Below are 26,592 nucleotides of genomic sequence, written 5' to 3'. Positions count from 1 at the left end.
CGGTTCGATCACGACTCCCGGCCGCCGGAGACGACGCGCTCGGCGGTGATCACCCCGACCTGGTCGTGCACGCGGTCCACCTGCGTCACGGCGTAGCCGGCGTCGGTGAAGTAGTCGACGAGCGTCCCGACGGTCGCGGGGTCGTCGACCTCGGGGCTGTAGAACGGTTCCTCGGGATCGGGCTCGCCGAAGAACATCACGTCGCCGAGGACGATCCGCCGCGGGCCGACCGAGTCGCTCCGGCTGGGCGTCGTCCCGCCGTCGAGGCCCGCCCACGTCTCGATCGCCTCGCGCTTCTCCTCGTCCGCGAGGTGATGCAGCGCGAAGTTCGAGGTGACGATCTGCGCGTCGCCGTCGTACCCCGGGTCGCGAAACTCGCCGTAGCCGAACTCGACGTTCTCGGTCCCTCGATCGGCCGCCTTCCCTCTCGCCTGTTCCAGCATCCCCTCGCTCACGTCGCGCCCGACGACCTGACCGGCCTCGTCGGCCAGCGCCAGCGCGATGGCCCCGGTTCCCGTGCCGAGATCGAGCACCGTGTCGCTCCCGGCGGGCCCCGCGCGGCGGATGACCAGCCCGGCGCACGCCTCGTACTCCTCGCTGTTCTGCTCGTCGTCGTAGTCGGCGGCGGCCTCGGAGAACCGCGCCGCGTGGTCAGCGATCGTCTTCTTCACACCGGTCCACTCGGACCCCCGGGGAAATGAACTCCGCGGACAGTCGCTCGCGGTTGCGCGCCGCCAGCCGACCCCACTCCGCGAGCCCATCGCGGATCCACTCCTCCGTGAACCCCAACTCGGCGCCGAGGGCGACCAGCTCCCGCGGCGACCGCACCTCGAGGTGGGAGGTCGGCCGCGCGCTCACCACGTACGGCGCGTCGTAGTGGCCGACGATCTCGCGGAGCTTCCGGAGACCCTTCAGCGCGCGCACCCGCCGTCCGCCCGATTCGCGCAGCGCCGGGCCGAGATCGAACTCCACGCGCGTGCCGTGTGTCGCCGCGGCCTTCGCGAGCACGTGGTTGAACCCGCCCTCGCCCGACAGCGGCGCCGCGAGCACGTCGACGCGGTCCTGCTCGACGGCGAAGCGGTTGAGCGCGTCCGTTCCGCCGCGCACGAGCACGAGGGGGTAGTCGGGCCGGAAGTTCCCGACCGCGCCGCTGGCGGATGGCGGCTCGTCGGCGACGACCTCGACCGCCGGCACCACGTCCACGTCGTAGCGCTCGCGGAGCGCGTCGGCGTCGAACTCCGTCTCGCGCGTGCGTATCACGAGCCCGTCGTAGCCGTATCGCCTCGCGGTCTGTGCGAGCCGGGCGGCCGTCGCGTCGCCGTCGGGACGGGCGTACGCGGTCTCGTACGGTCCCGGGTCGCTCGCGGTCACGGGTCCTCCCCGTCGCTTCCGGTTCCGTCACCGTCGCCGGCTCTTCCGTCGGCGGCGACGCCGTCATCGTCGCCGCGGCCGTCCTCGCCGCCGTCGGGTCGCGGCGCGTCGAACCCCTCGGGGTCGGCGGCGGCCGCGGCGACCCGGACGGCCGCGACGTTCTCGGCGGCGTCGTGCACGCGGACGATGTCGGCGCCGTTGGCCGCCGCCAGCGCCGTCGCCGCGACGGTGCCGTGGGGCGCGTCGCCGGCGGTCTCGCCGGTCAACTCGAACATACGCTTGTGGGAGTGCCCGAACAGGACCGGACACCCGAGCGCGTCGAACTCGCCGAGGCGCCCGAGGATCGCGAAGTTCTCCCGCGGCGACTTGCCGAAGCCGATCCCGGGGTCGACGATGACGTTCTCGCGGGGGATGCCCGCCTTCTCCGCGAGGAGCACGCGCTCGCCCAGCTCGGCGATGGCGTCCTCGACCACGTCGTCGTACTCGGGGTCGCTCTCGGGGTCGACCGGCGCGTCGATGCTGTGCATCACGATCACCGGCACGTCGCGCTCGGCCGCGAGGAAGCGCATCTCGGGGTCCTCCAGGCCGGTCACGTCGTTGAGGACGTCCGCGCCGGCGTCCAGCGCCGCCTCCGCGACGGCCGCCTTCCGCGTGTCCACCGAGATCAGCGCGTCCACGTCGGCGATGGCCTCGATAACCGGCTCGATGCGGGCGATCTCCTCCTCGACGGACACCGTCTCCGCGCCCGGCCGCGTCGACTCCCCGCCCACGTCGACGATGTCGGCGCCGGCGGCGGCGAGCGCCTCCGCCCGCGCCCGCGCGTCCGCCTCGTCGAAGAACTCGCCGCCGTCGTGGAACGAGTCCGGCGTCACGTTCAGGACGCCCATCACCGCGGTGCCGTCGGTCCAGGGGTAGTCCTCCGCCGGTGCCGACGCCGACGCCGACGCCGACGCCGACGCCGCCGACGCTGACGCCGACGCCGAGTCGGGTGCGTCCCGGAGGTCCGCCGCCACGCCGGCGAGTCCGTCGCCGAGGCCCTCCAGCGCCCCGACCAACGCGTCGAACTCCGCGCGCGATCCCGAGAGCACGACCTCCGCGAGTTCGCCGCCGCCCACGCCGCTGACGCCGCAGGCGACGCCGGCACGGGCGGCCTCCCGGCGGAGCGTCGTCGCCTGCGACTCCGAGACCCGCGTCTTCACCGTCCGGTGGACGCTCTCGCGGGCGGTCGCGTCGATCTCCGGTGTCGGGACGTTCGCGTCCGCGAGGGTCTCGCGGGCGCCGGCCTCGTCGTCGAGGTCCTTCGGGACGACCTGTCGGGTCCACGTCGTCCGCGCCTCCGCGACGCAGAACAGCGACCCCGTGAGCAGCACGCAGTCGTCCGGATCGGCCGCCTCGCGTGCGGCCCCGAGCGCGTCCGCGACGGAGTCGCCGGCTGTCACCGCCCCGTCCGTCTCCCGTTCGAACACCCGCGCGAGCACCTCGGGGTCCTCCGCGCGATCCAGCGCCGGCGCGCAGGTGTGGACCGTCGCCGTCGGCGGGAGCGCCGCCGCCATCTCGCCGTGGTCCTTGTCGTGCATCGCCCCGAAGACGAGATGGAGGTCGTCGTAGTCGAGCTCCGAGAGGGTCTCCCCGAGCGTCCCGCAGGCGGCGGGGTTGTGCGCGCCGTCGAGCACGACCAGCGGCTCGGACTCCATCACCTCGAAGCGCCCGGGCCAGTGGGCGTTCCGGAGCCCGCGCGCGAGTGTCCCCCCGTCCTCGACGCCCAGCGCCCGCGCGAGCGCGGCGGCGACGCCCGCGTTCGTCGCCTGGTAGGCCCCGAGCAGGGGGATCCGCGTCTCGACGGCCCGGCCGCCGCCGACTATCGCGACGCGCGACTCCTGGGGACTCACCGCGCCCTCGTACGTCGCCGTCAGGTCGGCGTCCGCGGGGTCCGGGCCGCCGGTCGGCCCCGAGACGGTGATCACGTCGGCGTCGCGATCGCCGGCGACCTCCCGGACCGTCGCGAGCGCCTCACCCTCCGTCGCCGTGACGAGGGGACCGCCTGCGGGAGCGACCTTCGCCTTGGTGCGCGCGATCTCCTCGACCGTGTCGCCGAGGACGGCCGTGTGCTCCAGCGAGACGTTCGTCACCGCCGCGGCGACGGGGTCGACGACGCTCGTGGCGTCGTACTCCCCGCCCATCCCGACCTCCAGCACCGCCACGTCCACGTCGGCGCGGTCGAACCGCCACAGGGCCAGCGCGGTGACGACCTCGAAGAAGGTGAGCGGCTCGCCGTCGGCCGCGCGGCCGACCAGCCACGGCTTGGCCGCCTCGACGAACGCCGCGACCTCGGCTTTCGGGATCGACCGGCCGTCGACGCGGACGCGTTCGCGGACGTCCTCGAAGTGCGGGGAGGTGTAGAGGCCGACGCGGCGGCCCTCCTCCCGGAGGACGGACTCCACCATCCGGGCGACGCTCCCCTTCCCGTTCGACCCGGCGACCTGGACGAAGTCGATCCCCTCGTGGGGGTCGCCCAGGTGCGCCAACAGGTCGCGCACCGATTCGGTGCCCGGCTTGACCTGAAAGCGCCGGAGGTCGAAGAGGAAGTTCGCCGCCTCGTAGTAGCGCATACCCGGACGGATTCGCGGCGCGCGCTTATGGCTAACGGGAGCCGTCGACCGTCGCTACCGGGACCAGTAGAACGTCACTACCGGGAGCCGTCGAACGTCAGCCGGAGGCCGCCGTCGCCGCTCTCGGCGACCTCCGCCGTCCAGCCGTGGGCGCGGGCGATGTCGGCGACGATCGCGAGTCCGTAGCCCGTGCCGTCGTCGGCGGTCGTGTACCCGCGGTCGAACACCTTCTCGCGGTCACCCTCGGGGATCCCGGGACCGTCGTCGGCGACGAAGAAGCCGTCCGCGGTCGCGCCGACGACGACGGTCACCTCGGGGCCCGCGTGGTCGACGGCGTTACGCAGGCAGTTCTCCAGCAGCGTCCGCAGCCGCTCCGGGTCGGCCGTGACGACGGGCGCGTCCTCGACGGACAGCGTCGCCTCGGGCGCGTCGACGACCGCCCACGCCTCCCGCGCGAGCCGCCCGACATCCGTTTCCTCCGTCTCCTCGACGGTGCGCCCCTGTCGGGCCAGCGACAGCGTCGCGTCCACGAGGTCGTCCATCCGATCGAGCGCCTCGGCGGCCGCGGGGAGGTGCTCGGTGTCGTCCTCCTCGATCGCCAGGTCCACGTACCCACGGGCGACGTTCAGGGGGTTGCGGAGGTCGTGACTCACGATCGCGGCGAACTCGTCGAGGCGCTCGTTCTTGCGCCGCAGCGACTCGGTTCGCTCGGCCAGCGTCGCCCGCCGCCGCGCGCGGTCCATCGCCGCCTCCACGTTCGCCGCGAGCACGCGCGCCAGCTCCACGTCGGCGGGGTCGATCCCGCCCTCGGTCGTCGATCCGAGGGTGAGCACCCCGTGGTCGTCCAGCGGCGCGACGAGCATGCTCCCGGTGCCCGAGCGTGGCACGTCGTCGTCGATCTCGGTGATGTCGTCGAACACGAGCTGCTCGCCCCCGTCGAACGCCTCCCACTGGATCGTCTCCCCCCGCTCGTACGGCGTCCGCTCGCCCGCAAGCTCCTCCACCCCGTCTGACACCGCCGTCGGCATGAGCCGGTCGCTCTCGGGGTCGTACAGCCGAACCGTGTTCAGCGGGAAGCCGAGCACGTCGGTCGCGGCCGTCGCGGCCGTCCGCGCGACAGCCTCGCGCGACTCCGCGAGCATCATCGACCGGGTTGCCTCGTGAAGGTTCGCCAGCCGGACCGACGTCGACGGCGCGGTCGCGCTGGCGTCGATGGGGGTCACGTCCTCAGTCATGCGCGGATCCGAAGCTGTCTCGACGCCTGTACCCGGCTCTCATAACTGCTCCGGTCGACATCTCAGTGAGAATACTCGTTCGGGCGAGCTGGCCGAGCGGGAGTCAGTCGTGGCGGAACGCGCGGTCGCCCGTGAACACCATCGCCATGTCGTGTTCGTCGGCCGCGGCGATCACGTCGTCGTCGTTGACCGAGCCGCCGGGCTGGATCACCGCTTCGATGCCCGCCTCGGCGGCCTCCTCGATGCCGTCCGGGAACGGGAAGAAGGCGTCCGAGGCCATCACCGCGCCCTCCGCGGACTTGCCCTCGGCGTCCTTCTCGGCTTTCATCGCCGCCAGCGTGACGGCGTCGACGCGGCTCACCTGCCCCATGCCGACGCCGACCGTCTCGGTGCCGGTGGCGAAGAGGATCCCGTTCGACTTCACGTGCTTCAGCACGCGCCACGCGAACAGCATCGTCTCGATCTCCCCGTCGGTGGGCGCGCGCTCGGTGACGACCTCCAGGTCGTCGCGCTCGGGCGCCTGCAGGTCGCGCTCCTGCACCAGCCGGCCGCCGACGACGGGCTTCTCGGTGAGCGTCTCGGGCCGCTGTGCGAACGTCTCCTCGTCGCCCACGTCGAGCACGCGGAGGTTGTCCTTCCCGAACAGCACCGCCAGCGCGTCGTCCGTGTAGCCGGGGGCGACGACGACCTCCTTGAACGAGTCGACGATCAGCTCGGCCGTCTCGGCGTCGCACTCGCGGTTCAGCGCGACGATGCCGCCGAAGGCCGATTTCGCGTCCGTCGAGAGCGCGTCCGCGTACGCCTCCGCGAGGGTGTCCGCGGTGGCGCAGCCGGCGGGGTTGGTGTGTTTGATCACCGCCGCGGCGGGCTCGTCGAACTCCTTCACCAGGTTGAGCGCGCCGTCGGCGTCGTTGTAGTTGTTGTACGAGAGCTTCTTGGCGCCCTCGTTCAGTTGCTCGGCGGCGACGACGTTCGCCTCGTCGCAGGTCGTGTCGGCGTAGAGGGCGGCGTCCTGGTGGGGGTTCTCGCCGTAGCGCAGCTCCCGGACGCGGTCCTCGCTGGTCGTCCGCCGGGACGGGAAGCGTCCGCCGTCCCCGTCGCCCCCGGCGTCGTCGCCGTCGACGTGGACCTCGTGGGCGTCCGGATCGACCGTCACGCGGCCCTCGGCGAACCACTTCACCGCGCGCGGGTAGGCCGCGAACTCCGCCTCGTACAGCACGCGCTCCTTCAGGTCATCCGTATCGTCGCCCTCGTACACCGGCACCGCCTCCTGGGTGACGATGGGGCCGCCGTCGACCTCCTCGGTGACGACGTGAACGGTGCAGCCCGTCTGTCGAACGCCCGCGTCGAGCACGCGCCGGTGGGCGTCGTTGCCGGGGAACGACGGCAACAGCGACGGGTGAACGTTCAGCGTCGTCGGCGCGGCGTCGAGGAACGTGTCCGTCAGGACGCGCATGTAGCCGTCGAGACAGACGACATCGAACTCGTGGTCGGCGAGGGCGTCGAGAACGCGCTTCTCGTGGGCCTCCCGTGCCTCGCCCTCGTCGCGCTCGACGACCTCGGTCGCCACGCCGCGCTTACCCATCGCGTCCAGCACCGGCGCGTCGGCGTCGTTCGTCAGGACGACCGACACCTCGGCGCCGCCCGGCGCTCGGTCCGCGATGTTCCGAAGGTTGCGCCCGCGATTGCTCGCCATGCCCGCGATCTTCATGCCCGAACGCTCCCGCGCCGGCGGAAAGAGCGTTGCGGTCTTCGCGGCACGATTATGCACGAATCCGGATCGAATTCGCGAACTGTACGGGTCGATCGCGGTGTCGTATGCACACTCGTGGTGGTTCGCACGCTGGTCGACCGAAACCGCTTTCATGCGCGCGGGTGGACCGCCGGACATGGACATCCCCCGCGAGGACCCCCTCGCAGCCGTCTCGCCGCTCGACGGGCGGTACGCCGGTCGGACCGCGCCGCTGGTCCCGTACGCCAGCGAGGCCGGTCTGATCCGCGCGCGCGTCGAGGTCGAGGTCGAGTACCTGCTCGCGCTCGCCGAGGAGGCGGGCGTCGACCTGGCGCTCTCGGACGGCGAGCGCGCCGACCTGCGCGCCGTCGTCGACGACTTCTCGGCCGCCGACGCCCGGCTCGTCAAGCGCCTCGAGACCGAGGGCGCCGAGGGGTATTCGGCGACCAACCACGACGTGAAGGCCGTCGAGTACTTCCTGCGCACGGAGACGCCCGAGCGGCTCCACCCGTGGATCCACTTCGGGCTCACCAGCGAGGACGTGAACAACCTCGCCCACCGGCTGCTCGTGAAACCCGCCGTGGAGGCGGTGCTCGTGCCCGAGCTGCGCGACCTGCGCGACACGCTCGTCGACGAGGCCCGCGAGCACCGCGACGTGCCGATGCTCGCGCGGACGCACGGCCAGCCCGCGACGCCGACGACGTGGGGGAAGGAACTAGCGGTCTACGCCGCCCGTCTCGGGACGGCGCTCGGGCGCGTCGAGCGCGCGGCCGAGAACCTCTCCGGGAAGCTCGCGGGCGCCTCCGGCACGTACGCCGCCCACCGCGCAGCCTACCCGGACGTAGACTGGCGGGCGTTCTCCCGCGAGTTCGTGACCTCGCTCGGCCTCGACCACACCGCGCTGGCGACGCAGGTGAACCCCTGCGACGACCTGGCCGCCGTCTTCGACGCCCTCCGCGGCGTCAACAACGTCCTCCTCGATCTGGACCTGGACGTGTGGCTGTACGTCTCCGACCGCTACCTCGGCCAGGAGGCGGCCGCGGGCGAGACCGGGTCCTCGACGATGCCGCACAAGGTGAACCCCATCGACTTCGAGAACAGCGAGGGCAACCTCTCGAAGGCGAACTCCGATCTCAGCTTCCTCGCGGACTACGTCACCACCTCGCGGCTCCAGCGCGACCTCTCGGACTCGACCGTGAAGCGAAATATCGGCGCCGCGCTGGCGCACTGCCTCATCGGCTATTCGAAGACCGCGGCCGGGCTCGCGAAGGTGGTTCCCAACGAGCAGGTGATGCGCGAGGAGTTGGAGGCGACCCCCGAGGTGATCGGCGAGGCCGTCCAGACCATCCTCCGCCGCGAGGGCGACACCGCCGCCTACGAGCGCGTGAAGGAACTCACGCGCGGCAAGCGCGTCACCATCGAGGACTTCCGCGACCTGTTCGACGACCTCGACGTGGACGAGTCCGTCCGCGAGGAACTGCACGCGCTGACGCCCGCCGGCTACGTCGGCTACGGCGGCGACCTCGTGGACGAGTTGGACGACGACGGCGACGGGAACTGATCGCGGTCGCTACCGCGGACGCACCGACGCGAACCGCTCGTCGTCGAGGTACACGTCGTCGTCGCGGACCTCGACGCCCACGGGGTCGAGTTCCTCGCCGACGCACGGCCCCCACGTGCACAGGCCGTCGCCGCACTCGAAGCGCGCGCCGTGCTCGTGACAGACGATCTCGCCGCCGTCGACGCGCGCCCCACGACCGGGGTCCAGCGGCACCTCCGGCTTGTGGGGACAGGAGTTGCGCCACGCGAACACCTCGTCGGTCTCGGCGTCGCGCCGGAGGATGAACCCCACGCCCCGGCGGTCGTCCGGCCGCATCGCCGTCCGCCGGATCGTGGAGCCGGTCGGCACCTCCGAGAGCGACGCTACGAACATGGGATCCTCCCCGTCGGTCGCGGTGCCGTCGTCCGGCTCGGCAGGCTCGGCTGTCTCGGTTGCCTCTGCGTCGTCCCCCTCTGCTCCGCCGTCGCTCGCCCCGCCGACGCTGAACCGGAACGTCGCGCCGCCGGCGTCGACTTCCCCCTCGGAGCCGTAGACGGCCTCCCGTGTCGCCTCGCCGTCCGCCTCCACGGTCACGCGTGCCGGGTCGTCCATTCTGACGCCCGTAGCCGAACGACGCGGAAATGCGTGTCGTTGTCAGCGCGACCGTCCCGTTCCTCCCGTCGCTCGGGCGACCGGAGCGCGGACTCGGATACGACGACGACAGAAGGGAACGGGACGACGGCGGGTCCGCGACCGACGCCGTCAGTAGGGTCGGGATCGGTTCGGTCAGTACTCCTCGTACGCGAGGTTCATCAGCCACTGCGTGAACGCGTCGGAGTTGGGGTCGATCTCCTCCTCGCCGATGAACGGCGAGAGCATGTCGCCGGCCATGAGCAGCGAGAAGTCAAGGTCCTTCGCCGTCGGCGCGAGGAAGTACGTGTTGTGGCCGTCGTAGACCGCGTCCTCGCGCTCGATCAGCCCGAGGTCCTCCAGCTTCTCGGCGATGCGGCTCCCCTTGCGCGAGGAGACGTCCAGCTCCTTCCAGAAGTCGGACTGGTGGATGCCGCCGGTCTCGCGGACGAGTTCGAGGCCGGCGAGCTCGTCCTCGGCGAGGCTCGCTTCGGCGTCGGAGGCGCTCATACACGCCACAAGGACCGCGCCCCCGTTTACCCTTTCCCTTTTAGTTCGTCCGGCGGCAACCTACACGGATCAAGTTCCCGGCGTCGCCGCGGCGTTGTCCTCCTCGCGACCCCACCGTTCACCCGTCGGTCGCGACGGGCTCGAACGCCGTCTCGCAGGGGGGTCCGTCAGCGTGCTCGTAGCGGATCTCGCCGGCGGACCCCAGGCGGACGAGCGAGGAGGAGACCGTTCCGAACCCGCGCGCCTCGTCGTGGACGCACACGCCGAACCGGTGGTCGCCCAGCGCGGCGCCCGCGCGGTCGAGCCACGCGTCCGCCGACTCTCCCGACTCCGGCGCGAGTTCGGTTCGGAGCCGAGTCGCGTTTCGCGCCTCCTCGGCCCCGGCCTCGGGCCGTGCCGGCGGCTCGAAGTAGTGCCCGTCGTAACCGGTGTTGCCGACGACGTGGACTCCCGGATCGAACTCGGTCACGGTGAGGTGGCCGTCCCACTCCAGCAGGAGTGCGGCCTCGGCGTCCGCCAGCACGAGGTTGAAACCGTCGTACCCGTGCTCGCGACACGATTCCTCGACGAGCCGGGCGGCCGCATCGGCCGACGCCGCGCGGAGGCAGTCGTCGACGAGCAACCCACGGGAGCGCTCGCCGGCGGGGCCGTCCACCCAGCGGTTGGTGATCCCGACGAACAGGCCGTCGCGGGTGACGCCCATCCAGGTCCCGCCGGCCCTCGCGTCCCGCGGGGCGATCACGCCGTCGCCGCGGTCGGCCGGCCGCTCGGAGGGCCGGCCGTACGCCTCGTCGCGGTTGGCCGCCACGACGACCGTCGCCTCGTCGAACACCCGCCAGGCCAGCGTCAACGTACACATGGGGTCGGCTACCCGCCCGAGGGACAAAGCGACGGCGGTCGGATCACCCGAGCAGCGAGTCGAGCGCCCGGCGCACCGTTTCGGCGGCGTCGCGGACGCGGTCGACGCGGACGTACTCACGCTCGCTGTGGGCGACCGCGCCGGCGTCGTCCGCCAGGTGGCCCGGGCCGAACACGACCGTCGGCGCCGGCGCGAAGTACGACGCCTCCGTCGCCGCGCCGAACGGCCGGATCTCGCCGTCGGCGTCGCGATCGCCGTCGCCGCCACCGTTCCCGTCGGCGCCGTCGGCGCCGCCGCCGACGGACCGCGCCGCGTCGCTCACGGCCTTCACTAACGGGTGCCCGGGGTCGGTGTCGAACGCCTCCAGGAACGGCGTCGGACGCTCCGTGAGGGAGAACGAGGCGCCGACCTCGTCGGCGACGGCCTCGCGGACCGTCGCCTCCAGGTCCGCCCGGAACCCCTCCGCGGTCTCCGGCGGCACCGACCGCCGGTCGAGCGTGACCGTTGCCTCGGCGGGCACCTGATTTGTCGCCTCCCCGCCCGTCACGCCGGTTGCGACGAGCGTCGGCTCCCCGAGCATCGGGTGCGCCTCGGCGTCGTCGTCGAACCGTCGGATCGCCGCCAACGCGTCCTCCAGCGCCGCGACGGCGTTGACGCCCGAGTCGGGCTCGGCCGCGTGCGCCGCCGAGCCCGTGAGCGTGAGCGTCCCCTCGAAGCGCCCGCGGGCGGCGACGCAGGCGTCGCAGTCGGTCGGCTCGCCGACGAGGAACAGGTCGCCGTCGACGGGGTCGACCGGACCGCCGGGGTGGTCGTCGCCGCGGCCGCGAACCAGCGCGTCCGCGCCCGTCGACAACGTCTCCTCGTCGGGCGTGATCGCGAGCGTTACCGTCCCGCGGGCGGGTTCGACGGCCAGAAAGCCGGCCAGTAGCGCCGCGAGCGGCCCCTTCGCGTCGCAGGAGCCGCGGCCGCGGAACACCTCGCGTCCCTCGTCGTCGACGCCGCGCTCGAAGGGGGCGTGCGGCGGCACGGTGTCGATGTGCGTGTTCAGAACGAGGTGCGGACCGTCGGCGGCGTCCGACGCGGCCGACGCGTCCGCCGTGTCGGCCGGCTTCGTCGCGCGGACGTTGCCCGCGGCGTCGATCCGTGGATCCGCGCCGTGGGTCGAGAGCATGTCGACGAGGAACTCCCGCATCGCCTCGGCCGACTCGTGGGACTCGATCCGGACGGCGTCGGCGAGGAACTCGACCGGGTCGAAGTCGGTGGCGGACGCCGAGGGCGCTCCGGCACCGTCACTCATTCGTCGGCCTCCGCCCGCGACTCCGGGACCGCCAGATCGATCCTGAATTCCCGCGCGGCAGGTCCAGTGAGCGTCGCCGACGCGTCCTCGGGAACCGTGATCCGCAGGGTGCCGCCCGGCGGCGACACCGACAGCTCGGGTCGGTCGGTCTGGCCGAGGCGGCGCGCGGCCGCGCCCACGGCGACCGCGCCGGTGCCGCACGCGCGCGTCTCGCCCTCGACGCCGCGCTCGTAGGTGCGCTGGTCGAAGGTTCCCTCGCCCGTTCGCGTCGCGAGGGTGACGTTCGCCCCTTCCGGGAAGGCATCGGCGTGGCGGACGGGCGGCGCGACCGACTCCAGATCCACGCTATCGACGCCGCCGGCGTCGCCGTCGACGAACGCGACGGCGTGGGGGACGCCGGTGTCGACGGCGGTGACGGTCAGTCCCTCGATCGACTCCTCGACGAGCGGTTCGTCGCGATCGGCCGCCAGCGGCACGTCCGCGGGGGCGAACGACGGGCGACCCATCTCCACTTCGACGGTGACCTCGTCGGGGTCGCTCGCGCGGTCGTCGCCGTCGGTTCCGTCCACGTCGCCGACGCGGACCTCGGCGCGTCGAACGCCAGCCGGCGTCTCCAGGTCGACCACGTCGGCGCCAGTCCGCTCACGCACCCACGCGGCCGCACAGCGCGCGCCGTTGCCGCACATCTCCGCGATGGACGCGTCCGGCTGGACCAGCGTCATCGTGGCCGTGACGGGACCGTCGCCGCCGACCGTGTTCTCGTCGATGTCCATGAACAGGACGCCGTCGGCGCCGGTCCGGTCGTCGCCCTCGACGCCTGTCTCGCGGTCGCAGTGGTGGACCGCGAAGGCGCCGCGGTCGGGCACCCGCCCGTCGGCGTCGGCGGCGTCCACGACGAGGAAGTCGTTGCCCGTGCCGTGGTACTTCGCCGCCGGCACCGTCCGGGAACCGGCGGATTCGGTCGGCTCCGTCGACTCGCTCATTCGTCCGCCCCTCCGCGCTCCAGCTTGGTAACTCCCGCGAGCGTCTCGCGCTCGCGGAGCACGTCGCCGGCGAGGCTCACCTCCGCGGGTCGCGGGCGGGAGTTGTACGTCGAAGCCATCTCGTAGCCGTAGGCGCCCGCGTTGCCGACTGCCAGCAGGTCGCCCCGATCCGGGAGCGGCAGCTCCCGCCCGTCGCAGAACGTGTCGCCCGTCTCGCAGATGGGCCCCGCGACCGTCACCGGGCCGGTCTCCCGGGCGTCGCCGGCGTCGCCGGCGTCGAGGTTCCGGATCGCGTGGTACGCGTCGTACATCGCCGGGCGAAGCAGGTCCGTCATCCCGGCGTCGACGCCGGCGACCGTCGTCTCGGGCGTCGGCTTCACGGTGTTCACCCGGGTCAGCAGGACGCCCGCGTCGGCGACGACGTAGCGCCCGGGCTCGACCGCCAGCGTCGCGTCGAGGTCGCCCAGCGCCTCCCGGGTCGCGTCCGCGACCGCATCGAGGTCGAGCGCCGGGTCGTCCTCATGGTACGGGACGCCGAACCCGCCGCCCACGTCGACGAACTCCAGTTCGTCGTCGCCGATCTCGCGCGCCAGCTCGCCCATCCGGGCGACGAGGTCGCGGTGGGCGGCCAGGTCCGCCTCGCCGTGGATGCCCGACCCGGCGTGGGCGTGGACCCCGACGACCTCGAATCGGTCGCGCGCGTCGGCGACGACCTCGGCCGCGCGGTCGTACGGGACGCCGAACTTCGGCGCCGCGCCCGTGCGGACCTTCTCGTGGTGGCCCGCGCCGACGCCGGGGTTGACCCGGACGCAGACGCGGCCGTCGTAGCCCCGCTCGGCGAGCCGGTCGAGCGTGTCGCGCGCGCCGACGGTGACCGTGAGGTCGGGGTGGTCGTCCCACCACTCGACCACGCTATCGAGGTCGCGAGCGGGAGGGTTGACCGCGGTGTAGTCGACGCGCGCGCCGGGGAACCCGGCGTCGAACGCCCGCCGCACCTCGCCGGCGGACGCACACTCCGCGTCGAGACCGGCCTCGCGGACCGTCTCCAGCACCGCGCGGCCCGTGTGCGCCTTCACCGCGTACTTCACGTCCGCGTCCGGGAAGGCGGCCCGGAGACGGGCGCAGTTCTCGGCGACCCGGTCGAGGTCGGTGACGTACAGCGGGGTGTCGTGCTCGCCCGCCAGCTCGCGCAGTCGCTCGACGTCCCACTCCGCGAGTCGCCGGATCGGCGGGTTCTCAGCCCCTCGTAGCTGCTCGTCGCTCATTCGCGCAGCGCGTCCTCGCGCCGAGTCGCCTCCAGCGTCTCCGTCTCCACGTCGGTGGCGACGACCGCGGGCTTGTACGCGCCGCCCTCGAACAGGTCGTGGTCGCTGACGCTCGACTCGACGAACCGGGTGAACGCGCGGCGGTTCTCGGGCAGGTGACCGTAGACGACCTCCTCCTCGACGAGGTCGTACACCGGGATCCTGGGGGTGAGCAGCGTGTTCTCCCCGACGATCGAGTTCTCGCCGACGCGGAACCCGGAGGTGACGCGACAGCCCGCGCCCAGCGAGACGCCGTCCTCGATGATCACGGGCGCGTCCTCGACCGGCTCCAGCACGCCGCCGATCAGCGTGTTCGCGCCGAGCTTCACGTTCTCGCCCAGTTGAGCGCAGGAGCCGACCGTGTCACAGGAGTCGACGAGGGTGCCGTCGCCGACGGACGCGGCGATGTTGACGAACGACGGGCTCATCATGATCGTGTCGTCGCCGAGGTGGGCGCCCCGGCGCAGGACGGTTCCGTCGGGGGTGTTGCGCGCCCCGCTGGCCGCCAGGTCCTCGGTCTCGCGCAGCGGGAGCACGTCGTAGTAGCCGACGCCGCCGTATTCGCGGCGCTCGGTCTCGCGCAGGCCGAAGTTCAGGAGGACGCCCCGCTTGACCCACTCGTTCGCCTCCCAGGAGTCGACGCCGTCGCCGGTCTTGCGCGCGGCGCGGACCTCGCCGGCCTCCAGCGCGTCGAGGAACTCGTCGAGGGTGCGTCGGTCGTCGGCGGTCGCGTCGGCCGCGGTGAGTCCGTCGTCGTAGCGGTGCCACAGGTCGTCGATGTCGGATTCCAGTGTCGTCGTCATTCGAGTACCTCCGTGAAGTCGTAGGCGCCGGCGTCGCGGCCGGCCAGCCACGCGGCGGCGTCGAGCGCGCCGGCGGCGAACACGCGCCGGGAGCCGGCGCGGTGGGTCAGTTCCAGCACGTTCTCGTCGCCGGCCATGAGCACCTCGTGCTCGCCGGCGATGTCGCCCGCGCGGCGGGCGTGGACGCCGATCTCCCCGTCCGTCCGCGGGGCGTCGCCCTCGCGGCCGTGGACGCGCTCGTCCAGGTCGGGGCGGGCCTCCTCGATGTCGTCGAGGAGGGTGAGCGCCGTTCCGCTCGGCGCGTCCACCTTCCCGTTGTGGTGGGTCTCCGTGACCTCCACGTCGTAGCCGGGGAGCGCGGCGGCGGCGGCCGAGACTGCCCGGCGCAGGGCCGCGATCCCCCGCGAGAAGTTCGACGCGCGCAGGACGGGAACCGCGTCGGCGGCGTCGGCGATCGCGGCCTCCTGCTCGTCGTCGAAGCCGGTGGTCCCGACGACGCAGGCGACGCCCGCCCCGGCGGCGGCGGCGACGTACTCGACGCTTGAGTCGGGGCCGGTGAAGTCCACGAGCACGTCGACCGCGGGGTCGGCGCCCGCGAGCAGCGCCGGTAGGTCGGCCGCGTCCGCGACCTCGACGCCGGCGACGGGGTCGACCGGCGAGCGGTTGACCGCCAGCGAGACCTCGCAGTCGTCGCGGTCGCTCGCGGCCTCGATCACTTCCCGTCCCATCCGGCCGCCGGCGCCGGTGACGGCGACCCGGATCGAGTCGCCCGTCTCGGCCGCCATCTCAGGCCTCCGTCGCGGTCGCCGCCGTGTCGGCTGTTTCCTCCAGCTCCGCGAGCAACTCCGTCAGCACGCGAAGGGTCTCGTCGCTGCCGCGAGTGAGCGGCGGCCGCAGTTCGGCGGGTCCGTAGCCGCGGATCGCCATCGCCTCCTTCACCGGGATTGGGTTCGTCTCGCGGAACAACGCCCGGGTCAGCGGGCCGAGTTCGTGGTGGATCTCGCGTGCGCACTCGAAGTCGCCGTCGAGGGCGGCGTGAACCAGCCCGGCGGTTCGCTCGGGCTCGACGTTGGCGGTGACCGAGATGGTGCCCGTCGCGCCCATCGACATGAGCGGGAGCGTCATCCCGTCGTCGCCCGAGAGCACGTCGAACTCCTCGTCGCGCGTGCGCTCGATGACCTCCGAGATCCGGTTTGCGTCGCCGGAGGCGGCCTTGTACCCCCGGACGTTCTCGTGGGCCGCGAGGTCGACGACGGTGTCGACGTCGAGGTTGAGGCCGGTGCGGCTCGGGACGTTGTACACGACCTGCGGGATGTCGACGGCGTCCGCGACGGTCGCGAAGTGCTCGTACTGGCCCGCGGGCTCGGGCTTGTTGTAGTACGGCGAGATGAGCAGGGCGGCGTCGGCGCCGGCGTCGGCCGCGCGCTCGGTGAGATCGAGCGCCTCGCGCGTCGAGTTCGAGCCGGTGCCGGCGATCACGGGCACGTCGACGGCGTCGACGACCGTCTCGACGACCTCGGCGTGTTCGTCGTGGGTGAGCGTCGCGGCCTCGCCGGTCGAGCCGACGGGGACGAGCCCGTCGACGCCGGCGTCGGCGAGTCGTCGGGCGTCGGCCGCGAGCTGTTCGTGGTCGACCTCGTCGGTACCGTCGGTGAACGGCGTCGTCATCGCCGGGTAGACGCCGGCGAAGGTGTCGTGGGATATCGTCATGGATGTGGTGTGTCTGGGTTCGTCGGGTGTGTTCTGGATGCGGGCGGGCAAGGGCGGGCCGAAACTCACCCCCGACCGGCCGCTACGCCAGGCCGGGGACGATCTCACACACGTTTCGGTTTCGCGGAGAAGGGGGGGCGGACGCGGGGCTCGACGGCGACGGCGCGCGTCGAGGTCGGCGTCTCGCTCATTACTGGAGTACAGATCCGACGCGAGTAAAGGCGTTTCCCTGTGGGCCGAATTTGTGACCCGGTCGCGTCGAACCGCACCGTCACCGAGCCCGAGCGATCGCGGCTGTAAACCCTTATACGAACACCGCCACGAGAGGCCGGTAATGAGCGACCTCCCGGACGACTTCGACTGTACGGTCACCAATTGGGAGTACATCTACGGGCTGTGTCGGGACGTCTCCGATCAGGTGAAGGCCGCGAACTTCGAGCCGGACGTGGTCGTCGCGCTCGCGCGCGGCGGCTGGTTCGCGGGCCGATGTATCTGTGATTTCCTCGGGCTGAACGACCTCACGAGCCTCAAGATGGAGCACTACGTCGGCACCGCCGAGAAGTCCGGCGAACCGACCGTCCGCTACCCGATGCCGGAGGGGAGCGTCGAGGGCAAGGACGTGCTCATCATCGACGACATCGCCGACACCGGCGGCTCGATCAAACGCGCCCACGAGTACGTCGCCGACCGCGACTGCGGCGAGGTACGCACGGCGACGCTCCAGCTGCTGCAGACCTCGGAGTTCGACCCCGACTTCGTCGGCGAACAGCTCGAGGAGTGGACGTGGATGGTGTACCCCTGGAACTTCATCGAGGACATGATCGACCTGACCTCGGGGGCGATGGAGCAGGCGGACGCCGAGACGTTCTCCGTCGAGGACGTGCGCCACTACCTCGCGGAGTTCCACGGTATCGACCGCATCGAGATGGAGATCGCCCAGCCGGGACGGGTCGAGGAGGTGCTCGACGAGATGGAGCGCCGCGACGTGGTGCGCGAGACGGCCGACGGCTACCGCCTGCTCGACAACGGCGGCGACGAGTGACCGTCGGCCGGACGGGGCCGCTTACCGGATATGTACTAATTCAGAACGGAATGGGTTCGATTATACGATCGCACGCACAACGGTGGGCCCATGGTCACGTCTCCGCTGAGCGAGATCGCGCTGTTCGGGCCTGAGGGCCGACGCATCTCGATCCTCCTGGTGGACGACGACGAGGACATGGCCGAGCTATCCGCGACGTTCCTGAAGCGCGAGCTCGCGGACGCCGAGACGACCGTCCGAACCGACCCGGAGGCCGCGCTCGGGGAACTGCGCGAGGCGGAGTACGACTGCGTCGTCAGCGACTTCGACATGCCGGGGACCGACGGGCTGGAACTGCTCGAGGAGATCCGCGACGAGGGGATGGAGGTGCCGTTCGTCCTGTTCACGGGGAAGGGGAGCGAGGAGATCGCGAGCCGGGCGATCTCGGCGGGCGTCGACGAGTACCTCCAGAAGGGCGGCCCGGAGGAGTACCCGGTGCTCGCCAACAAGGTCGAGAACCTGGTCGAGAAACACCGGGCGGAGGCCCAGGTCCGACGGGGGTTCCAGGCGATCGAGTCCGCAGAGGAAGGGATCGGGATCATCGACGAGGACGGCGTCTATCAGTACATGAACGAGGCGTACGCGGGGGTGTACGACCGCGACCGCGCCGAGCTGATCGGCGAACACTGGGAGGTGCTGTACCCGCCAGAGGAGACGCGGCGGTTCAACGACGAGATCCTCCCGCGGCTCGAGTCCGAGGGGACCTGGCGGGGACGCTCGACCGGGGTCGCCGAGGACGGTCGGCCGGTCCCGGAGCGGCTGGTCCTGACGCAGATGGACGACGGCGGCCACGTGTGCATCGTGCAGGAGCTGGACCGCGAGGACGAGCTCGAGGCGGAGTTGGCCCTCAAGACCGACGCGCTCGACGCCGCCGAGCTGGGCGTCGTCATCACGGACCCGACGCGGGAGGACAACCCCGTCGTCTACGTGAACGACTGGTTCGAGGAGATGACGGGGTACGACGAGTCGGCGGTCCTCGGCCGGAACTGTCGGTTCCTGCAGGGGCCGGAGACCGACCCCGAGACGGTCGCCGAGATCCGGGCGGCGGTCGACGCCGGCGAGCCGGTCTCGACGGAGATACGCAACTACGACGCCGACGGGGAGCTGTTCTGGAACCTCCTCAACGTCTTTCCGATCCGCGACGATACCGGGGAGGTCACCAACTTCGTCGGGTTCCAGAACGACGTAACCGAGCGGAAGCGGCGCGAGCAGCGCCTGCATGCGAGCACCGCACGGCTGGAGGCCCTGTTCGAGAACTCCCCGGACATGATCGTGATACACGACGCCGAGGGGGTCGTCCGCGACGTGAACCGCCGGTTCTGTGAGGAGGTGGGGTACGACGAGGGGGAACTCGTCGGGATGCGGGTGTGGGATCTCGACCCGACGGTCGACCCGGAACACGCGCGCTCCTTCTGGGCCGACCTGCCCACGAACACGCCGCGGCGGTTCGAGGGCGAACTGAAGCGCAGTGACGACACGACGTTCCCCATCGAGATCCACCTCATCAGGCTCGACCTCGACGGCGAGGACAGGTTCGTCGCCATCGACCGCGACATCAGCGAGCGGACGGCCCGCGAGCGGGAGCTGGTCGACCGCAACGAGCGGCTGGACCGGTTCACGAGCGTCGTCAGTCACGACCTCCGAGGCCCGCTTGCTGTCGCGCGGGGGAATCTCTCGCTGGTCGCCGAGGAGACCGACAGCGAGCACGTCGCGGCCGTCGAGAACGCGCTCGACCGCATGGACGCGCTCACCGACGACCTGCTCACGCTCGCCAGGGAGGGCGAGGACGCGATGACCGTCGAACCGATCCGCCTGGGTGAGCTGGTCGGCGCCTGCTGGGGGACGGTGTCGACCGGCGACGCGACGCTCGCTGTCGAGTCGGACGCCGTCGTCGAGGCGGATCGGGACCAGCTCCGCCAGCTCCTCGAGAACCTGATCCGGAACGCCGTCGAGCACGTCGGCGAGGAGGTCACGGTGTCGGTTGGCCGGACCGACGGCGGTTTCTACGTCGCGGACGACGGCCCAGGGATCCCGCCCGCCGAGCGCGACACCGTCTTCGAGGCCGGCTACTCGACGGCCGACGGGGGAACGGGGTTCGGCCTGAACATCGTCGAGCAGATCGCGGACGCACACGGCTGGCGGGTCCGGGTCGACGAGAGCGGGGCGGGCGGCGCTCGCTTCGAGTTCGCGGGCGTCGACGTGCGGGAGCCGTGACGACGTGCTGGAACCGCGAGTCCCCACCCCGTGAGGCGGTGGTTCGGGACACCCGGCCCGGACCATCGGAGCGGTCCTCGGGGACGCGGCGGCCGTCGCGCCTGCCGGAGCCGATCCGCTCTTGGCGTCGCCCGCAGGAACGGCCCACGTGGCGCTTCTCGACATCTTCGCGGGCGCGGTCCTGCCGATCATCGCGGTCGCGGCCGTCGGGGTCGCGCTGGGGCGCGCGAGCGACATCGACGCCGACCCGCTGAACACGGTCGTCGTGTACGTGCTCGCGCCCGCGCTCGTGCTCCACAGCCTCGCGACCGCCGCCTTCTCCGGCGCCACGATCGCCCGGATGACGATCGCGGTCACGGCGTACGTCCTCGGGATGCTCGTCGTCGCCGAGGGCGTCGGACGGCTGCTCGGCGAGTCGGAGCCCCGACTCTCGGCGCTCGTGCTCGCGGCGACGTTTCCCAACTCGGGGAACTACGGCATCCCGCTGTCGGATTTCGCGTTCCCCGGGGGCGGCCGCCCGGCGGCAGTCCTGTACCTCGCGATCCAGTCGGTGCTCATCTACACCGTCGGCGTGTACGTCGCCTCCCGGGCCGGCGGCGGGGGCGGGATCAGGGGTATCCGCCGCGTGCTCACGATCCCGCTGGTGTGGGCCGTCCCCGTCGCGCTCGGCGCCCGCGCGCTCGGCGTCGTCCCGCCCGCGGACGGCACCGCGATGGGGACGCTCCAGCTCGTCGGCGACTCGTCGATCCCGGTGATGCTGCTGATCCTGGGCATCCAGCTCGCACGCACGGACTACGGCGCCGCGCTCTCGCAGGCCGCGGTACCCTCGATCCTGAAGATGGTCGTCGCGCCCGCGGTCGCGGTCGCGATCGCGGTCGCCGTCGGCTTCCAGGACGCCACCGTCGCGCGCGTGTTCGTCCTGGAGTCGGCGATGCCGGCGGCGGTGACGCCGCTCATCCTCGTGGGCGCGTTCGCCGACGACCTCGAGATCGGCGGCGTCTCCGTCCCCGAGTACGTGAGCACCGTGATCCTCGTGACGACGCTGGCGTCGATCCCGATGCTGACGGCGCTGATCGCGCTGTTGGAGGGCGGAGGGCTGATCTGAGACGGAGGGGCGCTGATCTGACACCGCCGTGGGTGATCTGACACCGCGGAGCGCCGGTCCGATCGTGGCGACTCAGCCGAGTTCGAGGGTCTCGACGTATCGGACGCACGACTCCAGCCCCCGGTTCCGGTGGTACCTCACGACGCCGCCGGCGGCGTCGTAGTCGACCACGCCGATGTCGTCCAGCTTCGGGAGGTGAACGTGTCCGAGCGAGATCTCGAGGTCCCCGCGCGACCGGTCCGACCGGCGCCTCGGGATCGAACGTTCCCGCTCGTCGACCAGATCGATCAGCCGGTCGAAGGGGATCTGGTCGCACCGACACGACCGGAGCACGTAGAGCAGGGTGCGGCGACGGGGCTGGGAGATCAGGTCGACGACCGAGTCGAACGAGTACGGCATCGGGACCGTCTCGGGACGCTCCGGGTCGGTCCGCGCCGCTCCCCCCGGCGGGGCGGTCGTCTCCCGAAACGAGGGCTCGGCGTCCGACCGGTCGTCCGCGGAGACGATCCACCCGTCGTCGGGCACGTGCTCGACGACGGTTCCGTACAGCGGGCGCAGCGTCGCGATCGTTTCCTCGTCGTGTCCGTCGGGGTCGAGGTGGTGATGCGCGCGAACGCCCAATCGCTCACAGAGGGCGTTGAGTCCGTTCACGAACCCGATCACGCGTTCGGGCTCGAAGCGCCGGAGCGCCGTCGACAGCGAGTGCAGACACAGAACGGTCCGCCCCTCGGAGCTCCTCCACTCCCCCAGCGTGCACGCGATCGACAGACACAGGTCCATGAGATCCGCGTGTTCCGGGAGCACGTCGACGTCCATCCGCGGGAACTCGTCGGACGCGACCGCCTGGGATTCGGGGTCGGCGCCGCTGCCGGCGTCGACGACGGTCGCCCGGTTCGGGAGCGCGTCCCCGACCTCCCGCTGCCAGACCGCCAGTCGCTCGTCCGGCGTCGCCTCCAGAGTGACGCTCACGACGTTCGCCGCGGCCGGGTCCTCACCCGCGAGCAGGTCGATGCACGCCTCGTCGTCGGGGGGTCGATGGGCGGGCGCCAGAAGGAGCACCGGTCGATCGCCGTCCGGCGACGGTTCGGACGTTCCGGGTCCATCACTCATTGTCGCCCCTCTCTTGGTCGGGAATAAGGATGTTCCGCTAGTGACATTCAAGAAAACTAGGGAACATTCGTGACAAACACGGATCCGTGTCGACTCAATCGTCCGCGGGGACGCCCGACGGCGGCTCAACCACCGACCGCATCCACGTCCCGTGGAGGAGCCACGCCAGGCCGGCGATCGCGCCGACCACGTCGCCGGCGACGACCGCCCACCAGATGCCGGCGGTGCCGAAGTCGTACACGAACACCGCCGCATAGGTGACCGGAACCCGCACGAGCCACACCGCCACGAGCGACAGTGCGAGCGCGGTGCCGGTCCGCCCGGCGCCCCGGAACGCCCCGCGGCTGATCTCGAAGACCCCGAGGAACACGAACATCACCGTGGCGACCCGGAGGTACGTCGAGGCGTACGAGATCGTCTCCGCGGCGTCGGGGGACCCCGGCGGCAGGAACACCTGCACGATGGGTTCGGGGAACGCGGCCGTCGCGATCGCGACCGGGAGCATCACCGCGGTGACGACGCCCAGGGCGGCCCGAACGGCGCGCCACGCGCGGTCGGGCTTCTCCGCCCCCAGGTTCTGGCCGACGACGGTGTTGACCGCCTGCGCCAGCCCCATCGCGGGCAGGAACACCAGCGAGATGAGGCGGTTGCCGAGGCCGTACGCCGCCACGACCGCCGGCGGGAACGTCGCCACCAGCGCCGTCAGCACGACGAACGCCAGCGAGACGCCCGACTGCTCCAGCGCGGAGGGGACGCCGAGGCGGACGACCTTCCTCACGATCCCGAGGTCGGGCACGAGGTCGCCCGGTCGGACCGTCGGCCCGGCGGGCGTGGCGAACAGCACGTACCAGCCGACGACGGTCGCGACCGCCCGGGAGAACAGCGTCGCCCACGCGGCCCCCTCGATCCCCAGCGCGGGGAACGGTCCCCACCCGAAGATCAGGAACGGGTCGAGCGCGACGTTGACCGCGACGGAGACGACCATCACCCGAAGCGGCGCCCGCGTGTCGCCGTAGCCGCGCATCAGCGAGACGAACACGAAGAAGCCGAACAGGAACGGCGTCGCGAGGAAGAACACCCGCATGTACTCGGCAGCCAGCGGCACGATGTCCGTCGCGGTCGCCTGGTCGGCCGGGATGAGCGACAGCGCCGGGCCGACCGCGAGGTAGCCCAGCGCGCCCAACACCATCGCGACGAGCATCACGAACCCGAGCACCGTGCCGGCGACCTTGCCGGCCTCGCGGTCGCTCCCGCTGCCCGCGGCGCTCGCGCCGGTGTGCTGGGCGACGAGGATCGCACCCGCGGCGGTGAAGCCGCCGCCGATGCTGATGAACAGGAAGACGATGGGGAACGCCAGCGAGAGCGCACCGACCGCGTCGGCCGAGAGCCGGCCGAGCCAGAACGTGTCCGCGACGTTGTACATCACCTGCAGCAGCTGGATGAGCACCAGCGGCCACGCGACCCGCAACATCGGCCGGAGCAGATCCCCCTCGACGAGATCCGACGCCTGCGCTGTCGAGGGGGAATCGGTCATACCACCTACGAAGCGAAGGTGGGACTTGAACGCTTCTCACGCGTGGTACCACGAAACACGGGGACCGAACGGCTTTCACGGAACGGTCGGGAGCGGTCGTATGGTCGACAGCTACGTCGTCAACGTCGACGCCGCGGTGTACCACCTCCGCGACGGCGACCCGGAGTACCTGCTGATCGAGCGCGGCGCCGACGAGGACCACGCCGCGGGGACGATGGGCCTCCCCGGCGGGACGATGGAGACGAGCCCCGACGACCCGGCGGACCCCGGGGCCGCCGGCGCCATCGAGTCGACCCTCCGGCGGGAGCTCCGCGAGGAGGTCGCCGTCGAGGTCGGCGAGGTCGTGGTCGTCACGAGCGGCGTGTTCGCGCTGGACACCGGCGCGCCGTGTCTGAACGTCGTCTGCCTCGCCGAGCACGAGGCGGGCGACCCGTACCCGGCCGCGCCCGACGAGGTCGCCGCCGTCGACTGGTACACGCTCGACCGGCTCGCCGGCGACAACGGCGATGAGGCCGACGTGCCCGGATTCACCCGCGGGTACGTCGAGGCGGCGGAAGCGGCACGAACGACGGACCCGTGAATCGTCTCACGCGTCGACGCCGGGCACGTCGAAGGCGTTCGCCTCCCGGCGGATCCGCTCGGCGTCGAGGGTTCGGTGACCGCCGTCGGCCCCGTCGTACAGCACCGCGCCGTCGACCATCGTGAACGCCACGTCGTCGCCGTGGGCCGCGAACACGAGGTGGCCCACGGGGTCGTGGATCGGCGTCGCCCGCGTCAGGTCGGTGTCGATGCCGAGCACGTCCGCGCGCCACCCCTCCCGGAGCGCGCCGACGCGCTCGAAGCCCGCGGCCCGCGCGCCGTTCACCGTCGCCATCCGGAGGACCGTCTCGGCGTCGACGGCGGTCGGGTCGAGCGCGTCGACCTTCGCGAGCAGGCTCGCCTGCTTGAGTTCGGTGAACGGGTCGAGCGTGTTGTTACACGGCGGGCCGTCGTTGCCGAGGGCGACGTTCACGCCGCGCGCGAGGTAGTCCTCGACGGGCGCGATCCCGGAGGCGAGCTTCATGTTCGAGGACGGACAGTGCGTCACGTGCGTGCCCGTCTCGGCGATGATCTCGCGCTCGCGTTCGTCGGTGTGGACGCAGTGTGCGAGGATCACGTCCTCGCCAGTGAGGCCGACCTCGTGCAGGTATTCGACGTTGCGCTTGCCGGTGCGCTCCTCGACGACGGCGATCTCGTCGGTGTTCTCGGAGGCGTGGGTGTGAATGCGAACGCCGTCGTAGGCGTCCGCCAACTCGCGACACCCGCGCAGACATTCGTCGGTGCAGGTGACGGCGAAGCGCGGCGTGACGGCGTAGCGGATCCGGCCGTCGTCGGCGCCGTGGTACGTCCAGATGAGTCCCTCGGACTCGGCGAGCGCCCGCTCGGTGTCCTGGCGCAGCCCGTCCGGGGCGTTCGTGTCCATCAGCACCTTCCCGGCGCGAGCGCGGATACCCGACTCGACCGCCGCCTCCAGCGCCTCCTCGGCGTGGTGGACCGACAGGTGGTCGATCACCGTGGTGACGCCCGATTCGATGCACTCCAGATAGCCCAACTCGGCCGCGAGTCGCATCCCGTCGGGGCCGAGGCCGGCCTCCATCGGGAGCACGTGGTCCTCCAGCCAGTCGAGGAGGGCGGCGTCGTCGGCGATCCCCCGTCCGAGCGACTGCACGGAGTGGACGTGCGCGCCGACGGTGCCGGGCGCGACGATCCCGAACTCGCGTCGCTCGTGCCCGGGGTAGCGATCCCGGAGGTCGGCGTCGTCGCCGACGGCGACGATCGTGTCGTCCTCGACGACGACCGCGCCGTCCTCCACGACGGTTTCGGGGTCGGCGACGACGGTTCCCGCGAGTAGCATGATCCGACTGTTCTCCCGCGTCGTCGTACAAAGACGTGTGGATCCGTGGTCGGGGCGGTCCCCCCGGGCGGTCGACTCCGGTCCGATCCCCCGGTTCGGGTCGGATCCCCCGGTCCCGATCGGATCCACATCCCTTTAGCCGGAACCGCCGGAACCGTGAATCACGAATGACCATCGGCTTCATCGGCGGCAGCGGCATTTACGAAGCGCTTCCGCTGCGGAACACGCGCACCGAGTCGGTTACGACCCCCTTCGGCGAACCCTCCGCGGACCTCGAGATCGGCGAGTTCGGGGACACCGGCCGCGAGGTCGTGTTCCTGCCCCGTCACGGCCCCGACCACCAGCGTTCGCCCACGGACCTGCCGTACAAGGCCAATATCCACGCGCTGAAGCAGGCCGGCGTCGAGTACGTCATCGCCAGCAACGCCGTCGGATCCCTGAAGGAGGAGCTTCCCCCGCAGACGATCGTCATCCCCGACCAGATCTACGACCGAACGAAGCATCGCGACCTCTCGTTCTTCGGCGACGGGATCGTCGTCCATCAGCCGTTCACGCGGCCGTACTCCCCGAAGCTCGCCGACCATCTGGCCGGAGCCGCCGAGCGCGCGCTCGACACCCTGGACTCCGACTCCGATGTCGTCGACGAGGGAACCTACGTCTGCATCGAGGGGCCGCAGTACTCCACGAAGGCCGAGTCGGAGTTCTACAAGAGCCAGGGCTGGGACCTCGTGGGGATGACCGCGATCCCCGAGGCGAAGCTCGCCCGCGAGGCCGAGATGGCGTACGCGACGATCGCCGGCGTCACCGACTACGACGTGTGGAAGCAGGACGCCGAGGTCACCCTGGAGGAGGTGCTGGAGAACGCCGCCGCCAACGAGGAGGCGATCAAAGAGACCGTCGAGGAGGCCGTTCGAACCTTCCCCGACGACATGGACTGCGAGGCCCACGGGTCGCTCGAGGGGACGATCAACACGCCCGCCGAGGCCGTCCCCCAGGAGACGCGCGAGCGCGTCGGGCTGTTCGTCGACGAGTACCTGGACGAGTAGCGAGGCGCGAGCGGGGCGAGCGGGG

At 71.7% G+C, this 26,592-nt stretch carries 23 protein-coding genes; 6 read left to right on the top strand and 17 right to left on the bottom strand.

What is annotated here, in order from left to right:
- Positions 1-8 precede the first annotated feature (8 nt).
- The 5 genes from K6T36_RS00385 to purH form a co-directional block, all read right to left on the bottom strand.
- Complete coding sequence (locus K6T36_RS00385) at positions 9-671, bottom strand: class I SAM-dependent methyltransferase (RefSeq protein WP_222922100.1); 663 nt, start codon at positions 669-671, stop codon at positions 9-11.
- The gene (locus tag K6T36_RS00380; protein ID WP_222922099.1) at positions 652-1,371 is read right to left on the bottom strand and encodes an RNase P subunit p30 family protein; all 720 of its coding nucleotides are present in this window, start codon (positions 1,369-1,371) and stop codon (positions 652-654) included. The genes K6T36_RS00385 and K6T36_RS00380 overlap by 20 nt, the downstream gene beginning before the upstream one ends.
- Complete coding sequence (folP, locus tag K6T36_RS00375; RefSeq protein ID WP_222922098.1) at positions 1,368-3,980, bottom strand: dihydropteroate synthase; 2,613 nt, start codon at positions 3,978-3,980, stop codon at positions 1,368-1,370. Before folP ends, K6T36_RS00380 begins: the two co-directional genes overlap by 4 nt.
- A 77-nt stretch (positions 3,981-4,057) precedes the next feature.
- Entirely contained in the window at positions 4,058-5,215 is a 1,158-nt protein-coding gene (locus tag K6T36_RS00370) for a sensor histidine kinase (RefSeq protein ID WP_222922097.1), read from the bottom strand.
- A 103-nt stretch (positions 5,216-5,318) separates the two neighbouring features.
- Positions 5,319-6,926, bottom strand: a complete 1,608-nt coding sequence (gene purH / locus K6T36_RS00365) for a bifunctional phosphoribosylaminoimidazolecarboxamide formyltransferase/IMP cyclohydrolase (RefSeq protein ID WP_222922096.1) — start codon at positions 6,924-6,926, stop codon at positions 5,319-5,321.
- A gap of 178 nt (positions 6,927-7,104) precedes the next feature.
- Between purH and purB the strand changes: the two genes are divergently transcribed.
- Positions 7,105-8,508 carry an adenylosuccinate lyase gene (gene purB, locus K6T36_RS00360; protein WP_222922095.1) on the top strand — a complete coding sequence of 468 codons (1,404 nt, stop codon included), beginning with the start codon at positions 7,105-7,107 and terminating at the stop codon, positions 8,506-8,508.
- A 9-nt stretch (positions 8,509-8,517) separates the two neighbouring features.
- Here purB and K6T36_RS00355 read toward each other — a convergent pair whose 3' ends face one another.
- The 9 genes from K6T36_RS00355 to dapA form a co-directional block, all read right to left on the bottom strand.
- Entirely contained in the window at positions 8,518-9,099 is a 582-nt protein-coding gene (locus tag K6T36_RS00355; protein ID WP_222922094.1) for a Rieske (2Fe-2S) protein, read from the bottom strand.
- Positions 9,100-9,273: 174 nt separating this feature from the next.
- Entirely contained in the window at positions 9,274-9,627 is a 354-nt protein-coding gene (locus K6T36_RS00350; protein ID WP_222607474.1) for a helix-turn-helix transcriptional regulator, read from the bottom strand.
- Between the two features lie 118 nt (positions 9,628-9,745).
- Positions 9,746-10,486, bottom strand: coding sequence for an NRDE family protein (locus K6T36_RS00345; protein ID WP_222922093.1), 741 nt, complete (start codon positions 10,484-10,486; stop codon positions 9,746-9,748).
- 43 nt (positions 10,487-10,529) lie between these two features.
- Entirely contained in the window at positions 10,530-11,783 is a 1,254-nt protein-coding gene (locus K6T36_RS00340) for a M20 family metallopeptidase (RefSeq protein ID WP_222922092.1), read from the bottom strand.
- Positions 11,780-12,766 carry a diaminopimelate epimerase gene (gene dapF / locus K6T36_RS00335; protein WP_222922091.1) on the bottom strand — a complete coding sequence of 329 codons (987 nt, stop codon included), beginning with the start codon at positions 12,764-12,766 and terminating at the stop codon, positions 11,780-11,782. The genes K6T36_RS00340 and dapF overlap by 4 nt, the downstream gene beginning before the upstream one ends.
- The gene (lysA, locus tag K6T36_RS00330) at positions 12,763-14,031 is read right to left on the bottom strand and encodes a diaminopimelate decarboxylase (RefSeq protein ID WP_222922090.1); all 1,269 of its coding nucleotides are present in this window, start codon (positions 14,029-14,031) and stop codon (positions 12,763-12,765) included. Before lysA ends, dapF begins: the two co-directional genes overlap by 4 nt.
- A complete protein-coding gene (locus K6T36_RS00325; protein WP_222922089.1) occupies positions 14,028-14,873 on the bottom strand; it encodes a 2,3,4,5-tetrahydropyridine-2,6-dicarboxylate N-succinyltransferase in 846 nt (281 codons plus the stop codon). Before K6T36_RS00325 ends, lysA begins: the two co-directional genes overlap by 4 nt.
- Positions 14,870-15,658, bottom strand: a complete 789-nt coding sequence (dapB, locus tag K6T36_RS00320; protein WP_222922088.1) for a 4-hydroxy-tetrahydrodipicolinate reductase — start codon at positions 15,656-15,658, stop codon at positions 14,870-14,872. Before dapB ends, K6T36_RS00325 begins: the two co-directional genes overlap by 4 nt.
- Before the next feature lies 1 nt (position 15,659).
- Positions 15,660-16,583 carry a 4-hydroxy-tetrahydrodipicolinate synthase gene (dapA, locus tag K6T36_RS00315; RefSeq protein ID WP_222922087.1) on the bottom strand — a complete coding sequence of 308 codons (924 nt, stop codon included), beginning with the start codon at positions 16,581-16,583 and terminating at the stop codon, positions 15,660-15,662.
- 334 nt (positions 16,584-16,917) lie between these two features.
- Here dapA and K6T36_RS00310 point away from each other — a divergent pair, with 334 nt between their 5' ends.
- From K6T36_RS00310 to K6T36_RS00300, 3 genes are all read left to right on the top strand, one after another.
- Positions 16,918-17,625 carry a phosphoribosyltransferase gene (locus tag K6T36_RS00310; protein WP_222922086.1) on the top strand — a complete coding sequence of 236 codons (708 nt, stop codon included), beginning with the start codon at positions 16,918-16,920 and terminating at the stop codon, positions 17,623-17,625.
- A 90-nt stretch (positions 17,626-17,715) separates the two neighbouring features.
- Positions 17,716-19,878, top strand: coding sequence for a PAS domain S-box protein (locus K6T36_RS00305; protein WP_222922085.1), 2,163 nt, complete (start codon positions 17,716-17,718; stop codon positions 19,876-19,878).
- Between the two features lie 148 nt (positions 19,879-20,026).
- Positions 20,027-20,983, top strand: coding sequence for an AEC family transporter (locus tag K6T36_RS00300; protein WP_222922084.1), 957 nt, complete (start codon positions 20,027-20,029; stop codon positions 20,981-20,983).
- Positions 20,984-21,055: 72 nt separating this feature from the next.
- Here the strand turns inward: K6T36_RS00300 and K6T36_RS00295 are convergent, their stop codons facing one another.
- The gene (locus tag K6T36_RS00295) at positions 21,056-22,093 is read right to left on the bottom strand and encodes a DUF7504 family protein (RefSeq protein WP_222922083.1); all 1,038 of its coding nucleotides are present in this window, start codon (positions 22,091-22,093) and stop codon (positions 21,056-21,058) included.
- A gap of 94 nt (positions 22,094-22,187) precedes the next feature.
- Positions 22,188-23,627: an MATE family efflux transporter gene (locus K6T36_RS00290; RefSeq protein ID WP_225935147.1), complete on the bottom strand. Its 1,440-nt coding sequence runs from the start codon at positions 23,625-23,627 to the stop codon at positions 22,188-22,190.
- 100 nt (positions 23,628-23,727) lie between these two features.
- Between K6T36_RS00290 and K6T36_RS00285 the strand changes: the two genes are divergently transcribed.
- Positions 23,728-24,207 (top strand): NUDIX domain-containing protein, encoded by a 480-nt coding sequence (locus K6T36_RS00285; protein WP_222922082.1) that lies wholly within the window; start codon positions 23,728-23,730, stop codon positions 24,205-24,207.
- 6 nt (positions 24,208-24,213) lie between these two features.
- Here the strand turns inward: K6T36_RS00285 and K6T36_RS00280 are convergent, their stop codons facing one another.
- Positions 24,214-25,521, bottom strand: a complete 1,308-nt coding sequence (locus K6T36_RS00280; RefSeq protein ID WP_222922081.1) for a 5'-deoxyadenosine deaminase — start codon at positions 25,519-25,521, stop codon at positions 24,214-24,216.
- 167 nt (positions 25,522-25,688) lie between these two features.
- Between K6T36_RS00280 and mtnP the strand changes: the two genes are divergently transcribed.
- On the top strand, positions 25,689-26,567 hold the full coding sequence (gene mtnP / locus K6T36_RS00275) for an S-methyl-5'-thioadenosine phosphorylase (RefSeq protein ID WP_222922080.1): 879 nt from the start codon (positions 25,689-25,691) through the stop codon (positions 26,565-26,567).
- Positions 26,568-26,592: the final 25 nt, after the last annotated feature.

Source organism: Halobaculum roseum (assembly GCF_019880245.1).
GTDB classification, from domain to species: domain Archaea; phylum Halobacteriota; class Halobacteria; order Halobacteriales; family Haloferacaceae; genus Halobaculum; species Halobaculum roseum.
This window is presented reverse-complemented; position numbering and strand designations above follow the sequence as displayed.

Coding starts and splice junctions, on each gene's coding strand:
- mtnP (WP_222922080.1), top strand. CDS start 25,689: ATGACCATCGGCTTCATCGGCGGCAGCGGCATTTACGAAGCGCTTCCG.
- lysA (WP_222922090.1), bottom strand. CDS start 14,031: ATGAGCGACGAGCAGCTACGAGGGGCTGAGAACCCGCCGATCCGGCGA.
- purH (WP_222922096.1), bottom strand. CDS start 6,926: ATGAAGATCGCGGGCATGGCGAGCAATCGCGGGCGCAACCTTCGGAAC.
- folP (WP_222922098.1), bottom strand. CDS start 3,980: ATGCGCTACTACGAGGCGGCGAACTTCCTCTTCGACCTCCGGCGCTTT.
- K6T36_RS00355 (WP_222922094.1), bottom strand. CDS start 9,099: ATGGACGACCCGGCACGCGTGACCGTGGAGGCGGACGGCGAGGCGACA.
- purB (WP_222922095.1), top strand. CDS start 7,105: ATGGACATCCCCCGCGAGGACCCCCTCGCAGCCGTCTCGCCGCTCGAC.
- K6T36_RS00280 (WP_222922081.1), bottom strand. CDS start 25,521: ATGCTACTCGCGGGAACCGTCGTCGCCGACCCCGAAACCGTCGTGGAG.
- K6T36_RS00370 (WP_222922097.1), bottom strand. CDS start 5,215: ATGACTGAGGACGTGACCCCCATCGACGCCAGCGCGACCGCGCCGTCG.
- dapB (WP_222922088.1), bottom strand. CDS start 15,658: ATGGCGGCCGAGACGGGCGACTCGATCCGGGTCGCCGTCACCGGCGCC.
- K6T36_RS00285 (WP_222922082.1), top strand. CDS start 23,728: ATGGTCGACAGCTACGTCGTCAACGTCGACGCCGCGGTGTACCACCTC.
- K6T36_RS00345 (WP_222922093.1), bottom strand. CDS start 10,486: ATGTGTACGTTGACGCTGGCCTGGCGGGTGTTCGACGAGGCGACGGTC.
- dapA (WP_222922087.1), bottom strand. CDS start 16,583: ATGACGATATCCCACGACACCTTCGCCGGCGTCTACCCGGCGATGACG.
- K6T36_RS00305 (WP_222922085.1), top strand. CDS start 17,716: ATGGTCACGTCTCCGCTGAGCGAGATCGCGCTGTTCGGGCCTGAGGGC.
- K6T36_RS00325 (WP_222922089.1), bottom strand. CDS start 14,873: ATGACGACGACACTGGAATCCGACATCGACGACCTGTGGCACCGCTAC.
- K6T36_RS00310 (WP_222922086.1), top strand. CDS start 16,918: ATGAGCGACCTCCCGGACGACTTCGACTGTACGGTCACCAATTGGGAG.
- K6T36_RS00295 (WP_222922083.1), bottom strand. CDS start 22,093: ATGAGTGATGGACCCGGAACGTCCGAACCGTCGCCGGACGGCGATCGA.
- K6T36_RS00340 (WP_222922092.1), bottom strand. CDS start 11,783: ATGAGTGACGGTGCCGGAGCGCCCTCGGCGTCCGCCACCGACTTCGAC.
- K6T36_RS00290 (WP_225935147.1), bottom strand. CDS start 23,627: ATGACCGATTCCCCCTCGACAGCGCAGGCGTCGGATCTCGTCGAGGGG.
- K6T36_RS00350 (WP_222607474.1), bottom strand. CDS start 9,627: ATGAGCGCCTCCGACGCCGAAGCGAGCCTCGCCGAGGACGAGCTCGCC.
- dapF (WP_222922091.1), bottom strand. CDS start 12,766: ATGAGCGAGTCGACGGAGCCGACCGAATCCGCCGGTTCCCGGACGGTG.